Source organism: Chamaesiphon minutus PCC 6605, assembly GCF_000317145.1.
Lineage (GTDB): Bacteria > Cyanobacteriota > Cyanobacteriia > Cyanobacteriales > Chamaesiphonaceae > Chamaesiphon > Chamaesiphon minutus.
On sequence record NC_019697.1, the window covers coordinates 2,394,396 to 2,407,682 of the forward strand.

15 protein-coding genes are annotated in these 13,287 nt (G+C 44.4%); 10 read left to right on the forward strand and 5 right to left on the reverse strand.

Going from position 1 to position 13,287, the window contains the following annotated elements; all coding sequences use genetic code 11:
* Nucleotides 1–5: 5 nt before the first annotated feature.
* The 3 genes from CHA6605_RS11065 to devC form a co-directional block, all read right to left on the reverse strand.
* On the reverse strand, nt 6–200 hold the full coding sequence (locus CHA6605_RS11065; RefSeq protein WP_015159547.1) for a DUF2949 domain-containing protein: 195 nt from the start codon (nt 198–200) through the stop codon (nt 6–8).
* 247 nt (nt 201–447) lie between these two features.
* Nucleotides 448–1,101, reverse strand: coding sequence for a Mo-dependent nitrogenase C-terminal domain-containing protein (locus CHA6605_RS11070; protein WP_015159548.1), 654 nt, complete (start codon nt 1,099–1,101; stop codon nt 448–450).
* Between the two features lie 31 nt (nt 1,102–1,132).
* Nucleotides 1,133–2,290, reverse strand: coding sequence for an ABC transporter permease DevC (gene devC / locus CHA6605_RS11075; protein ID WP_015159549.1), 1,158 nt, complete (start codon nt 2,288–2,290; stop codon nt 1,133–1,135).
* Between the two features lie 83 nt (nt 2,291–2,373).
* Here devC and CHA6605_RS11080 point away from each other — a divergent pair, with 83 nt between their 5' ends.
* Nucleotides 2,374–2,850, forward strand: coding sequence for a hypothetical protein (locus CHA6605_RS11080; RefSeq protein ID WP_015159550.1), 477 nt, complete (start codon nt 2,374–2,376; stop codon nt 2,848–2,850).
* A gap of 424 nt (nt 2,851–3,274) precedes the next feature.
* On the opposite strand, the gene CHA6605_RS11085 is transcribed toward CHA6605_RS11080, so the two are convergent.
* The gene (locus CHA6605_RS11085; RefSeq protein WP_015159551.1) at nt 3,275–4,708 is read right to left on the reverse strand and encodes an HlyD family efflux transporter periplasmic adaptor subunit; all 1,434 of its coding nucleotides are present in this window, start codon (nt 4,706–4,708) and stop codon (nt 3,275–3,277) included.
* 180 nt (nt 4,709–4,888) lie between these two features.
* Between CHA6605_RS11085 and CHA6605_RS11090 the strand changes: the two genes are divergently transcribed.
* The 3 genes from CHA6605_RS11090 (at nt 4,889) to CHA6605_RS11100 (ending at nt 7,066) form a co-directional block, all read left to right on the forward strand.
* Entirely contained in the window at nt 4,889–5,533 is a 645-nt protein-coding gene (locus CHA6605_RS11090; protein ID WP_015159552.1) for a TetR/AcrR family transcriptional regulator, read from the forward strand.
* A gap of 84 nt (nt 5,534–5,617) precedes the next feature.
* Nucleotides 5,618–6,070, forward strand: coding sequence for a nitrate reductase associated protein (locus tag CHA6605_RS11095; RefSeq protein WP_015159553.1), 453 nt, complete (start codon nt 5,618–5,620; stop codon nt 6,068–6,070).
* 237 nt (nt 6,071–6,307) lie between these two features.
* The gene (locus CHA6605_RS11100; protein WP_157259963.1) at nt 6,308–7,066 is read left to right on the forward strand and encodes a DevA family ABC transporter ATP-binding protein; all 759 of its coding nucleotides are present in this window, start codon (nt 6,308–6,310) and stop codon (nt 7,064–7,066) included.
* Nucleotides 7,067–7,104: 38 nt separating this feature from the next.
* Here the strand turns inward: CHA6605_RS11100 and CHA6605_RS11105 are convergent, their stop codons facing one another.
* Nucleotides 7,105–7,827, reverse strand: coding sequence for a helix-turn-helix domain-containing protein (locus tag CHA6605_RS11105; protein WP_015159555.1), 723 nt, complete (start codon nt 7,825–7,827; stop codon nt 7,105–7,107).
* A 198-nt stretch (nt 7,828–8,025) separates the two neighbouring features.
* Here CHA6605_RS11105 and CHA6605_RS11110 point away from each other — a divergent pair, with 198 nt between their 5' ends.
* From CHA6605_RS11110 to CHA6605_RS11135, 6 genes are all read left to right on the forward strand, one after another.
* Complete coding sequence (locus tag CHA6605_RS11110) at nt 8,026–9,351, forward strand: vanadium-dependent haloperoxidase (RefSeq protein ID WP_015159556.1); 1,326 nt, start codon at nt 8,026–8,028, stop codon at nt 9,349–9,351.
* A gap of 339 nt (nt 9,352–9,690) precedes the next feature.
* A complete protein-coding gene (locus tag CHA6605_RS11115) occupies nt 9,691–10,566 on the forward strand; it encodes a hypothetical protein (protein WP_041547922.1) in 876 nt (291 codons plus the stop codon).
* Nucleotides 10,567–10,609: 43 nt separating this feature from the next.
* The gene (locus tag CHA6605_RS11120) at nt 10,610–10,960 is read left to right on the forward strand and encodes a hypothetical protein (RefSeq protein ID WP_015159557.1); all 351 of its coding nucleotides are present in this window, start codon (nt 10,610–10,612) and stop codon (nt 10,958–10,960) included.
* A gap of 36 nt (nt 10,961–10,996) precedes the next feature.
* Nucleotides 10,997–11,407, forward strand: a complete 411-nt coding sequence (locus CHA6605_RS11125) for a hypothetical protein (RefSeq protein WP_015159558.1) — start codon at nt 10,997–10,999, stop codon at nt 11,405–11,407.
* Between the two features lie 28 nt (nt 11,408–11,435).
* On the forward strand, nt 11,436–12,383 hold the full coding sequence (locus CHA6605_RS11130; protein ID WP_015159559.1) for a hypothetical protein: 948 nt from the start codon (nt 11,436–11,438) through the stop codon (nt 12,381–12,383).
* The gene (locus CHA6605_RS11135; protein ID WP_015159560.1) at nt 12,377–13,273 is read left to right on the forward strand and encodes an alpha/beta hydrolase; all 897 of its coding nucleotides are present in this window, start codon (nt 12,377–12,379) and stop codon (nt 13,271–13,273) included. The genes CHA6605_RS11130 and CHA6605_RS11135 overlap by 7 nt, the downstream gene beginning before the upstream one ends.
* Nucleotides 13,274–13,287 lie beyond the last annotated feature (14 nt).

Sequence of the window (13,287 nt, forward strand, 5' to 3'; positions counted from 1 at the left end):
ATTTTTCAAGTGCCTTCCATCCAATCGTAGATTCGATCGAGTTGTTCTATCGTCACTAGGCCATGTTGCCACAAAATCATTGGTAGCGGGCCAGGATTGTGTTCTACGTGCTTGAGTGCGACAGACATCGACGAAGCTGAAATAGCTAAATCCTCTTGTAAAAATTGAATTAATTTTGGTAAATTTGTAGATAAAATCATTGCTGTATCTCTGGCTAAATTTTAAAAATGTATTTACATGTGTTGTTGAAGGTTACTCTTTAAAGGCTAAGCGGTAAGTCTCAACTGTTTTTATATTTATTCGTAACCTAGCCGTTGGGGGCGACTAAATTCCTCAATTGTTAGATTAGTATTATTTTGTGAGGAAATCGTGAGGATTTAAAAAAAGATCCAAATTCTCAGGTTTGGATCGTTAGTGAATTGCCAATACTTCAGTTAGCTCTCGTAGTTACACGCAATACGCTGAGACATCTTCGCCGCATTCATCAGCGAGATAGGAAAGGGCGCGGAAGCGCAAACCGACAGTTTGGTCGTAGAGTGGATTGAGTTTACATAAGGGCGGAATATGCACGATTTTGTGCCCGAATAGCGTAATATCTCGCTCGAACGGGCATTGAGAGGGAATAAATTTGCACAGCAACCGCGCTAATTTGGGGTCTTGGATTTCTAAGCCATCCAGCCATGCTCGCACTGGCAATAAAACATCACTTGTGGAGGTATTGGCGAGATCTAATTCTGCGGTATTCGCACTCAGCAGCGTACTTTCCAAAGCTGTCAAAACTTGGGCATCTACATTAAGAGCTTGGTGAAATTCGCGCAATAAAGTTGCCTCTAAAGGTGAATACATACCATCGGCTACAGCTACCATCATCGCCGTCCGCAAGAAATTTTCGGCAGTTTGGGGGTCGTTCCCAAAACTGGCAACTAACTCAGCGGTACTAATCGGTTCGAGAGAGTTAACATCGATGCCTGGAGCTAGTTCGGTTTGAGTCAGGTCGATAATAGTTGTGCGTTCGGCAGCCGTAAAGTCGCCATCAGCCCAAGCAATTGCGAGTAAACCTCTGAGCCAAACATGGAGTTGCGTGTCAGTATAACCAGTCATAATGTATGTTAACTCACAATAAATCTACTAATTAAAACATATCTGCTGGATCTGCTGCCCGCAATTTACGAACGGCGATCGCGCCAGAGATGGTACACATAATCATTGTTAAGATTAAGACGGTAGTAGCACGACCGACGGTCATTAATAGCGGCAGACTAGTCGCATTGCGAGTCAGGGTATATAGTCCGGTTGCTGCTAACATGCCAGGGAAAAACCCAACGATCGAGAGAATAATTGCTTCTTGAAAGACGACAGTCAGCAGATAAAAATCTGTATAACCCATCGCTTTGAGGGTGGCATATTCAGATAAGTGATCGGCGACATCGGTATAGAGAATCTGATAAACAATTACAATCCCAACGATAAATCCCATGATCGTACCGAGGGTAAAAATAAACCCGATCGAGGTACCACTTTGCCAGTAACTTTTCTCGAAGTCGATGAATTGTTCTTTGGTCATTACCTTGACATCTTTAGGTAAATATGCATCGATCGCGGTTACTGTCGCTTGGACATCAGCACCTGGTTTTAATTTAATCACACCGACGTCAATCAATCCTCGATCGCGATTTTTGAACATCCGAGCGAAGTTGGTATCGCTAGTCATCAGGTTGCCATCGGCACCAAAGGAGGCACCGAGGGTAAATAAACCGCCAACGTCTACTTTTCGTCCGTCTATTTCGGTTTGTACGCGTTGTCCTGAGTTAAATATTTTGGGAATGGGGCCAAATTGTTCGCGCGATTTTTCGTCGAATAGATAGGTGTCTGGCAATTGCATTTTAGCAATGTTTTCAGCAACGCCTGGGAGTTGGAATAGTTGTTTATCGGCTGGATTGAAACCAATAATCATGATCTGGCGGGTATTCTTTTCGACGGGATTTTTCCAGATGCCAAAGCCGAGGTAGATGGGTGTGACTGATTCGACGTCTTTGAAGGCGAGAGATTGATAGAGTCGGCGTCTAGGGAAGGATTTCATGGCAATTAATGCCGTGGATTGGGGGCTGACGAGGAAGACGTCGCCTGTGACGTTGGTATGGAATTTGACGGCACTATCGAAGAGGGCGTCGCGAAATCCGAGTTGCATGAACATGAGGATGTCAGCGAAGCTGATGCCTGCGATGGCGACGAGGAGGCGGATTTTTTCGTGGCTGAGTTGCAACCAGGCGAGGGGGATTTTTTTAAACATTATATTAGGTGCTCTGTCTTAGCTTTAACAGTGGTGCTTTGTGAAGATTTCTGGTGCTAGGAGAACCCGGATCTGGGGGAGCGATGCGCGTAACTCCTACGGAGTGGCTGTGCCTACGGCAGGCTACTCTTCGAGAACGCTTCGCGAACGCCAACGCCAACGTCGGGTCTCCCGACGGTTTAGCACATCAGCGACGCAGCTCCCTTCGGGAAGGCTCCGCCAACGACCTGGAGGTTGTGTGCGTCAGCGGCTCGCAGCCGGGAGGTTTCCTCCCGGATTATGCGGATGCGCTCCGGTCGGGTTTCCCGACCATGGAAGCGCACCAAGCAGCGAGACAAGACAAGACGGCTCCCCCCAGACCCCCCGTTGAGGGGCAGGATGCCGCCCCTCAAACTCCCCTGCATAAGGGTCGTTCGCGTAGCGTCTCCGTTAGGAGAATCTGTACCAAGTGTAGTGCATTCACTCCATCCTGGGGTTTAGTTGGGGGTTATGAGATCGGAGCGATCGCAATTTCTAGAATTAACGTTGAGATCTTTACCCCTCCCAACCTCCCCTTATAAAGCTACCGTGTATACACAAGTCTGGAGGGAAGCGAAAACCCTAGAAATCCCCCTGTCTTGTCTCCCTAATCCGTCGGGGAACCCGACGTTGGCGCAGCCACTCCAAAGGAGTTACGGGAGCCGCTAAATCCCCCTTTTCAAGGGCGGATCTTAGCCCCCTTTTTAAGGGGGTTTGGGGGATTTAGATCTAGAAACGAAGTCAATCAGACTTGTGTATACACGGTAGCCTTATAAAGGGGAGGAGCCGATCCCTCATGTGAAGCCGTAGCTTAGAAAAACTCTATATCTTAGTACTAGATTCTTCCTCCCGTTAAAGGGCGAGTTGGGGTAAAATCCCCTCCTGGGAGGGGTGCCCGTAGGGCGGGGGGGGTAAAGATCTCCGCAGTAACTCAAACTAACTGAACTATCCCCTATTCCCTATCCCCTACTTAGTGTTAATCGTGACCGCAATTTTAGAATTGGTTAGCCCCTTCACAACAGTGCTGTCACTAGGATCGATCGCGATTTTGACTTCGACGACGCGGGAGTCAGAATCGGCGGCAGGATCGGTATTGAGGACATCTTGTTTGCCGATTTGGAGACCGATCTCTTTGACTGTGCCTTTGAGATTTTGAGTGAATGCGCCCGATTCACTCTTGATGGTGGCGGATTGTCCGACTCTAAGTTTGCGGACGTCGCTTTCATAAACTTCGGCTACGGCTACCATTTGACTGGTTTGTCCCATTTCGACAATGCCATTAGTACCGGGAGCTTCACCCGCACGGGCATGAACTTTGAGGATTTCGCCAGCGACGGGGGAGCGGACGAAGGCATCGGTGAGTTCGGCTTGGGCTTGGCGGACGGTGGCTTGGGCGCGGGCGAGTTCGGCTTGGGCACCTGCGACGTCTACGGGGCGGACTTCGGCGATTTTATTGAGGGTGGCTTGAGCGGCGGCGATTTGTTGGTTGGTAGTGGCTACGCTAGTATCGTAGTTGGCTTTGGCTTCAGCGAGTTGTTGTTGGGCGGTGCTGGTAAGTTTCTGTTGGGTGGCTTGATTTTCGATTATCTGTTGGTTGAGGGTGGCGACAGTCTGGTTGTATTTGGACTGAGCTTCGGCGATTTGTTGGCGGATGGTTTCGACTTCGAGCCGTTTGGCATCGAGTCTAGTGGCTTCGATCGCCCGCTCGGCGTACAGTTGTTGAAAGCGTTTATAGTCTACTTCGGTATTTCTCAATTGCGATCGCAGTCGCCGGAGTGTTGCCTCTTGAGTGGGTTTTTCGCCCGCTAATTGTGCCTTGAGGGAGGCAATTCTGCCAGCTTGGGCGGCAGGTTCCCATTTGAGCTGGGCTTCGAGGCGTGCTTTGGTAGCCACGTAAGTATCGCGATAGCCTTGAAGTTGGCTTTTGAGTCGATCGATTTCGGCTCTTTGGGCACCGATTTCTCCTTGTTTGGCTCCCGCTTTGACTTTATCGAGATTGCTTTGCGAGACTCTGACATCTTCTTGCGCTTTTAATAAGGCTGCTTCTAAGCGTTGCCGATTATTAAGGACGGCGATTACTTGTCCTTTGCTAACTCGATCTCCTTCTTTGACTAATAATTGCGAGATGATGCCCTGTCCCATCTGGGCACTAGGTGCGGAGACTTTGATGACTTCGCCCAAAGGTTCCAACCGTCCTAGTGAGGTAACGGCGGTGGCTTCTACTGGTTTGGGAGCAGGTTTGACAGCTTGCTTGGCGGCTGGTGGCTGGGTAAACGTGCCAGCCAAGTGCAGTCCGGCTGGCAACAGCAAGAGCGCGGCGGCGGTTGCACCAATGGCAACCCAGCGGGTAACAGGATCTAGGCTCTTGAATTTATCGACTACAAAGTTATCTTGTCCCATAGCTTGCGAGTTGCCTCTGTTGTGTCCCGTAGTAATTTACTTACTCGTTAGTTAGTTTAACCCATAAATAAAATATATGTCAATTCAGTTACAATTGCTAGACCCTATGCCATAATGGGATTGTAGATACCGTTTTATACTTACCATTTAGTCAGCTCATCTATTGCATCATTTTAGATAATGCCCGTAATCAACAAGCAAAAGACTACAAAGACAGCCACCCTCACCCGCAATGCCGAAGCGACAAAAACCCAACTCTTGGATGCCGCCGAAGCGGAGTTTGCCGTAACTGGTTTGATTGCCGCCCGATTGGAAACGATCGCGGCAAAGACAGGTGTCACGAAGGCTACGATCTACTATTATTTTCCAAGTAAGGAAGAATTGTATCGGGCGGTGTTAGGGCGATGTTTGACCGAGGCTTTAGAAATCATGGAGCAACTCCAACTCGATTGCTTGCCCCCCGATGCTGCCTTAGTTACATTGCTGGAGCAAATACTCTGCTGCATGTCGGAAAACCCCCGCATCGGCAGTATTCTCTCGCTCGAAGCGATTCAAAATAAGGGTAAATATTACCCGAAACAATTGGGTAATTTGCTCTATGGCACTATTATCGAGATTTTGGAACGGGGAATGATGACGGGCGAATTCCGCCCACTCGAACCCAGACATACAGCGGTAAATATTGTCGGTACCTGCGCTTTTTATTTCATCGCTCAAGAAAATCTCAAGTATATGTGGCCGGGTAAACGTTTGCTTGGCAAAGATCTACTCCAATGCCATAGTCAAGAATCGATCGATCTGATTATGGCAGGAGTGAGAAATTAGTTGATAGTTGATAGTTGATAGTTGATAGTTGATAGTTGATAGTTGATAGTTGACAAATGCTAACCGTCTCCCGATCCAAAGTTAATGACATATTTTAAGTTTGAAGCTGATTTTGTTGATTCTTTGCGCTGTATTCCGATGATCGTGCGGTTGAAATTGGATACTTGTGGGGTGAAGTTAAAGTTGGCGGAATGGAATCGATTTACGCAACCTGAGTGTCAACAATTAGTCGAGCTACCATGCGATCGAGAACCGGAAGTTACGGCTTATCGAGAGTATGTGAGTCGATTAATTGCTCAACATACCGGACATGCGGCTAGTTTACTCCCGATCGATCCGCAGCCGCCGTGGTCTAACGATCTCGAAATTCCAGAAAGCGTCACAACTAAAGCCATGGAGGAAGGTGTAAAGATCGATCGATCTCAGTGGGCAAGTCTGACAACGATTCAAAGATTTGCATTAATTAAATTAACTCGCTCTCAACACGAAAATAACAACTTTTTACCAGCAATCAAAGAATTCGGACTGTTGACTTAAGTAAGCTGGGTCAAATATTTATCAGGTGGAAAATGTATGAATCTTAGATGGTGGGCAGTGCCCACCCTACTGGGACGACAAGCTTAAAAATGTGGGTAAAGCGATCGCTTAAAGTATTACTGGTTGTATTTTTTACGGTTCTGAATGCCCACAATTTTAAGCGTGTCGAGCCACTACTTAAACTACTTAAACTTACAGCTACTAGTCCCTATCCCCTATCCCCTATCCCCTAATCAAATGCTAACATTTAAACCGAAAGCACAAGATTTAGTAAATATCGACAGTGGTAACCTTAACGATATCGTCGTTGATGTGCAACATCTCAATCACTATTTCGGCAAAGGTAATCTTAAAAAGCAAGTCTTGTTCGATATCAACCTCCAAATCGGTAAAGGTGAAATCGTGTTGATGACGGGGCCATCTGGTTCTGGTAAAACTACTCTGCTAACGCTATCGGGTGGATTGCGATCGCCTCAAGAGGGTAGTATGAAAGTATTGGGCGTGGAAATGGTGGGTGCGAGCAAACGCAAAGTCATCGAAGTGCGGCGAAATATCGGTTATATTTTCCAAGCTCATAACCTGCTCAAATCGCTAACGGCACAGCAAAATGTCCAGATGGCGGGACAACTGCACCCACAGATGAGTAGTAAAGAAATTAAAGAGCGTGCTACCCAAATGCTCGATGCGGTAGGCTTGAGCGAGCGGAAGTCATATTACCCCGATAACCTGTCTGGGGGTCAAAAACAGCGTGTGGCGATCGCGCGTGCCCTAATGAGCCATCCTAAGCTGGTATTAGCTGACGAACCAACTGCTGCTCTAGACAGTAAATCGGGACGCGAAATCGTCGAGATCATGCAGAAATTGGCCAAGGAGCAGGGGACGACAATCTTGATGGTGACTCATGATAACCGGATTTTGGACGTAGCCGATCGCATCGTCCATCTCGAAGATGGTTGTCTGGCGCAAAATGACGTCCTCACTGTCAGCGATAGTTAATTTGCTCTGGTTATCACTACTCTAACGGCATGTTTGGATTAGAAATAACAATTAACAATCAGACAATTAATCACATTTTCTGCTGGATTTCCAACTTTCAAAACCGAAAAAATTTCATCTATTAGTACGGTCGAGTTAGCTGAGTCGGACGAATTTTGACAAATTAAAGATTGGATTTGAGATTGGATTTGTTGCTGGCAGATGCTGGCCACTGGAGCGTCAAACTTTATCCTAGATGTTTCGTTTGGTGCTGTAGAACTCACAAAAGCGATCGTCGCACGACGATCGCTAATCATCCATGTCTGGATATTATCTAAACCTGTTTCCGCTGCGCTGTCGCGATCGAGAATGTTCGCAGAGCCACCCGCAAATAGTAGCGGGTTTTCTTTCTCGGCGACTAACGACAGGACTGGAGTTGCCGATGGCTGAGACTCATGACAACGTTCTAGCACCGATCTAATATTACTTTTACAAATATTTTCGCCCAACAATTTAGAGAGCACTTTCCATAATCTGGCAGCAATTTGTTTGATGTAATCCAGATCGTATGAATAGCGACTAGCGATCGATTTATAAGTACTACCTTTCCATATATGCAAAACGATCGTTGATTCTAGATCGTTGAGTTTGCGGTGTTGCGATCGATCCAGCAGACGATCGATCGATCTAATTGCTTGCTGTCCAGTCATCATGATATTCAGTTGTAAAGAAATTTTTAATCCGTTCCGATCGATCTCGATCTGTTGATTTTTCTGTGTCACAGCATCGATCGCGCCGACAGGCTCTACACAGCGAATTTTTTATTTATGTATCCAGAGTATATCAGCAGTATTTATTACTGCGTGTCGTTCATAATACAAAAATTCACATATTAGTAGATTAATAACTCACTTTTACTCACCGACAACTCGATCTACTGGGTATAGGATGATAGTCATCAGTCTATACCCCAGCAGTCGATGAGTATTCTAAATATCAACGATCTAGCCCTGCAACTAGTAGCCCTCGATTTTAGCGATGAGCATTCACCGAACAATGTCGGACCAACAAAAACTTCTCGCGCTTTAGCCATCATTCACCTGGCTGCCCATGATGCCTATGCACAAGTAACCAAAAAGTTTAAGCCCAGACTTGAAGACATCCCTGCCCGTCCATCAACTCTAGATACTAGCGAAGCTACAGGCTCTACTGCGCTACTCTGTGCTGGTTTCCGTGCCGCAACACTACTTTATCCCGACTTTAAAGAATTCATCGACACAACAGCAGCAAATTTTTTCAATCCTAATGATGGAGATTGTTGTAGCAACTTAGCCTGTAAATATGGCGAACAGATCGCCGATGCCTGGATTGCCCACAGAATGAATGATGGCTCCTCAGCACCACAACTTGACACTTTATATAACCAAGCAGCCGGACGACATCGCCCCGATCCCCTGCGACCACAGCAACAGACACTTGGACGCAATTGGGGATTGGTAAATCCGTTTGTGCTATCTAGTGTCTTTACAGATGCCTTTTTGAAAGCCCCACCACCTTTAGATTGCCCTGAGTATGCAACAGCTTTTAATGAAGTAAAGAGAGATGGCAAGAACGATCTGCCCCAGAAAGCTCCAGACAAAGCAGTTATCGGTATTTTCTGGGGTTATGATGGTGCCAATAAAATTGGCGTACCACCACGTCTTTACAACCAAGTTATTCGAGCGATCGAGGATTTTCAAAAACTCGAACACGATCGTCAAATTAAGATATTGACTGCAATTAACGTGGCGATGGCAGATGCTGGAATTGCATCTTGGTATTGGAAATATCTATATGATGTTTGGCGGCCAGTTGTCGGCATTCGCGAAGCTGATGCTGGCTGGGGTCCAAAAGGTCAGGGTGATAAAAATCCGGCGACAACAGGAGATCCATTCTGGTTGCCTTTAGGTGCGCCTAATAGCAACCCGATTAATCAACCTGCAAGCAATGGCACACCAAATTTTCCGGCCTATCCTTCTGGTCATGCAACTTTTGGAGCGGCTTGCTTTGAGACGGCTGCGGCCTTAATGGGGAAGACACCGGAAGAAATAAATGTGAAGTTTGTTTCCGATGAATTCGACGGTGTAACTACTGACAATACTGGAGCCGTCCGTCCCAAATATGAAGCAAATTTCTCCCTGCGCAAGGCGATTATGGATAATAATCAAAGTCGGATTTACTTGGGCGTACACTGGCAGTTTGATGCTACTGGTGGCGAGGAAGTCGGTAAGGCGATCGCTATCAAAGTTGCTGAAGCTTTCAAATAAATTAATTTAAGTAACAAGACTATTTGGTTTAACTTTGTTCGATCCGAAGTTGTTCGGATCGAATAAAGTCAATGTCTAATCATTATCAAGAGTAGCGATCGCTACTCTTTTTTGATATAGATTAATGTTTTAGAATCATCGATTTACATCTTTACATCCGTCATTATGTTCGCTATTCCTTTACAAAACTTTGCAAAACTTATGCAAAATAACTCACTTTTTCTCACTGACAATACATGCTATTTGAAAGTATGATGCTGGCATCAAGCTTAGGCTTGAAGTCTATAACTCGTTTGTAATTATCAATCATTTTTTACTGTAACTAGCAGTATTAAAATAATGAAAAAAGATAAAATTAGTACTCGTGGTATTATTCTCTCAACTGTCCTGATTGCATTAGTTAGTGGTTGCCGCTCTAATGATGATTATAATAAATTAGGAATGGCGGGATCTAAGTATATTGATGCTGTCAATTTGCTATTAGAGGAAGCTGCCGATACTAGAATTAATTTAAGTTCGGAGCAGATTTTAGCTAACGATCGAGGCACAGTAAGTATTAATGACGCAGAATATAACAAATTTTCAAATTCAGATAGAGAGGGACTCAAAGAGATTAATAGAATTATCGAACATAATCTTCTCCTAAAAAGATATTTTAGTTTGCTTCAGGAGCTGGCAAATTCAGATGCCCCACAAAAAGCTGAGGCCGAAATCGAACGAGTTGCTGAAAATTTAATTCAACTTGGTAAGGTGATAGATGGAGATGGTACCACAACAACAGCTAGTAGTACTTTAGGATCTGGAGTTAATTTTATTGTCAAACTACAAATTCGTGCTGCTCTCAAACAGGAGCTAGAAAAACGAGGTAAATTAATTAGTAATGAATTAAAGATTCAGGAAGAGGCTTTGCAAAAAATTAATAGCAGATTACTGCAACAAAAAAGACTATTATCGCAATTACAAGAGAACCGATTAGTAGTTAGGTCGATTACAGCATCTATTCCAATCGGTAATGAAGATGGCTGGATAGCAATCAGACAAAAAGTTATCAAAACCAATGTCATGTCCGAGAAGTTTAATAATGCTAGTTTGGCATTAAGTGATTTTAGAAAGATTTTCGAGTCTTTCTTAGAAGGCAAATCGGATCTTGCTGCCATTAATAATTTCTTGGTAGAAGTAGAATCATTTACGAAATTAATATCTGAGCGTAAATAAGAAGCTTTATCACACATCGTTAATTTAAACATACATCAAAACCATGAGTACATCACTAACAGATTTAGACAAACTACGAGATGAGGATATTGAGAAATTATTAGCTTTAGAAGTAGAGCTATATTCCTCTGCCAAGCAAAAATGGTTTGAGGACAACGCAGATCTAGACGAACAAACAGATTTTAAAAACAAACGAGTCGAGCTATCAACTAAGATTGCGGCGTTAGACACGATCCGAATCAAGAAGATAGCAAATAAATTTGCAGCTAATCAAGAAGAATTGAGTGATGGGATTAAAAAGCTATCGGCCACAATCAAAGAGTTGAAAAACGCGATAGAAACTCTCAACCAAATCGGCACATTAATCGGCACTATCACTAGAATTTTAGTATAAACTATTTATCCTACTTGTAAACGTAACCAAACAGTCATGACAATAGTAACTGATTTTCTCAAAAAGGTTGTAGAGTACAATACTCCCTCAGAGTGGAGAGAAAGTACAAAATTAATTACAGCTACGTTCCTGGCTATTAGCTCGTGGAGCTTACTAGGATGGCTGGCTTATTCACAATTTAAAGCTAGCGAATCGTTTGCTCTTCAACTTGCTGCCACTACATCTACTGACAAAGATCGGATCGCACTGATTAAAGATGCTAATGAAACAGTTAATAAAACTGCTAGTTCTCTATATGCATTGTTAATTCCGATCGCCTCCGCTATTACGGGATATTTCTTTGTATCTTCAGCCACCGCATCGCCTCCAAAAGAGCGCGATCGTCTGTCCGGATCGTTGCCATCAAATACTACTTCATCAAGCCTTGCACCAGATCCCAAGCTTTGACAAAAATATTAATTGGAGCTAATCGAAGATGGCAACAGATTATATTATCTTCGTTCACGGCGTAAAAACTAGAGAACGAGATCTATTCGAGCGAACGGCGAGCGAGATGTTTGCACGAATGAAACCATATTTACAATCCGATTCATCAAGAACTTTTAAGCCAATTACTTTATTTTGGGGAGATATCGCCGAGGATTCTACCAATCTAATTCTGAATGCACTCAAGGATTCGCCTACCTGGAGCCAGTTTTGGTTTCAAAAATTTCGGACAGAACAGGTAATTCCATTTGTCGGCGATGCTGCTCTCTATTTGAGCCGTCATGTTAGCGTTCAGATTATTAAGCAGATGACGGCTCAAGCCATAGAACAAATGGGACTCGATCTAGAGGAAATCCAGCAGAAGTCAAAACCAGATGGCGATCGATTGCATCTAGTTACCCATAGTTGGGGTACGGTGATTTTATTCGATATTATGTTTGCAACTCGGTGGGAAGATGTCAGCCTCGATCCTGAGATTATTGAATTTGTCAATACTCTTCGCAGTTGCTTTTTTGGAGTTGGTAACCCAGAGATTAACGATCTAGGGATGCCGATCGCCAGTATTCATACGATGGGATCGCCAATTTCATTATTTAATCTACTCAATGCTTCTGGAGCGAAGAGTTTCAATCTTACACCCGAACTCAAGAATTTTCTGAGTTCTTTGTATCAAATAACTGGAAAACCTTTGCCGTGGTTTAATTATACTCATCCCGGCGATCCGCTCGCCTATCCATTAAAAGGTGTGATGGATTTATCGCTCGGCGATGCTAATAAATTTGTGACGCTCGAAGATATCATCGCGCCGACTAATTCTTGGTTGCAATTTTTCAACCAAAATATCATATCGATAATTCAAGGTGGCGAAGCTCATAATAGTTATTGGACTAACGAACTAGTCAGCCAAAAGATCGGACAGGTAATTCAGTCATGTTAAAAGATTGGGATGAGTATTATCTAGCTCGCATGAATGGCAAGCAAAAATTTGATGTGCGCGATGGTTGTCATCCGCTGATATTTAGATCTGGAGCTGCGAATCGCAATGCGATCGTGTTAGTACATGGATTGACAGATTCTCCCCATTTTATGAGAGATATCGGCGAATATTTCTGTACGGAGATGGGTTTTGATGTGTATATTCCCCTCTTACGCGCTCATGGTTTGAAAGATCCTCAAGATATGCGAAATGCATCGGCGATCGAATGGAAAAAAGATGTCCAATTTGCGATCGCCGCAGCTAAAACCAGCGGTGGCAAAATATCGATCGGCGGATTGTCAACTGGCGGGACATTAAGCGTCGAGATGGCTCTAACCGATGGATCGATCGATGGCGGAGTTTTCCTCTTTTCTGCGGCTTTAGGTTTAGCTTCTCAGGCTGGCAATCTGGGTGAGATTTTGCTCAGAACCCCTTTAGCAGATATGCTCGATTTTTTTGATAATGCAGATCTAATTGATGATTCACCCAGTGGTAATCCCTTTCGATATGCCAAGATGGATATCGGTGGAGCGAAAGAACTCTCTACGCTCATCGCAAAATTGGATATTTTGACAGCGAATCCTCGATCTATCGTGCAGCCGTTATTTGCAGTGCATTCCGAAGCCGATACCACAGCGGATATCGATCTCGTCGCCAGACTAGTCAAAACATCTCCACACGCTCAAATGTTTAGAATTGGCAAAAACTTCAACGTCCCTCACGCCAGCACTGTACTCAAAAGTCCCGTGCGATCCCTTAATAATTCACCGTTGGAGCCGCACAATCCTTTTTTCACAGACATGATGAAATCATTACATGCATTTGCGCTCGATCGACTATCTCATAGCTGAGGATCGTCCTCAGC

Bases quoted from the DNA above. Each gene is read 5' to 3' on its own strand.
- CHA6605_RS11085 (WP_015159551.1), bottom strand. From the start codon at position 4,708: ATGGGACAAGATAACTTTGTAGTCGATAAATTCAAGAGCCTAGATCCT.
- CHA6605_RS11065 (WP_015159547.1), bottom strand. From the start codon at position 200: ATGATTTTATCTACAAATTTACCAAAATTAATTCAATTTTTACAAGAG.
- devC (WP_015159549.1), bottom strand. From the start codon at position 2,290: ATGTTTAAAAAAATCCCCCTCGCCTGGTTGCAACTCAGCCACGAAAAA.
- CHA6605_RS11135 (WP_015159560.1), top strand. From the start codon at position 12,377: ATGTTAAAAGATTGGGATGAGTATTATCTAGCTCGCATGAATGGCAAG.
- CHA6605_RS11120 (WP_015159557.1), top strand. From the start codon at position 10,610: ATGAGTACATCACTAACAGATTTAGACAAACTACGAGATGAGGATATT.
- CHA6605_RS11130 (WP_015159559.1), top strand. From the start codon at position 11,436: ATGGCAACAGATTATATTATCTTCGTTCACGGCGTAAAAACTAGAGAA.
- CHA6605_RS11070 (WP_015159548.1), bottom strand. From the start codon at position 1,101: ATGACTGGTTATACTGACACGCAACTCCATGTTTGGCTCAGAGGTTTA.
- CHA6605_RS11100 (WP_157259963.1), top strand. From the start codon at position 6,308: ATGCTAACATTTAAACCGAAAGCACAAGATTTAGTAAATATCGACAGT.
- CHA6605_RS11115 (WP_041547922.1), top strand. From the start codon at position 9,691: ATGAAAAAAGATAAAATTAGTACTCGTGGTATTATTCTCTCAACTGTC.
- CHA6605_RS11080 (WP_015159550.1), top strand. From the start codon at position 2,374: ATGCGCGTAACTCCTACGGAGTGGCTGTGCCTACGGCAGGCTACTCTT.
- CHA6605_RS11110 (WP_015159556.1), top strand. From the start codon at position 8,026: ATGAGTATTCTAAATATCAACGATCTAGCCCTGCAACTAGTAGCCCTC.
- CHA6605_RS11095 (WP_015159553.1), top strand. From the start codon at position 5,618: ATGACATATTTTAAGTTTGAAGCTGATTTTGTTGATTCTTTGCGCTGT.
- CHA6605_RS11090 (WP_015159552.1), top strand. From the start codon at position 4,889: ATGCCCGTAATCAACAAGCAAAAGACTACAAAGACAGCCACCCTCACC.
- CHA6605_RS11125 (WP_015159558.1), top strand. From the start codon at position 10,997: ATGACAATAGTAACTGATTTTCTCAAAAAGGTTGTAGAGTACAATACT.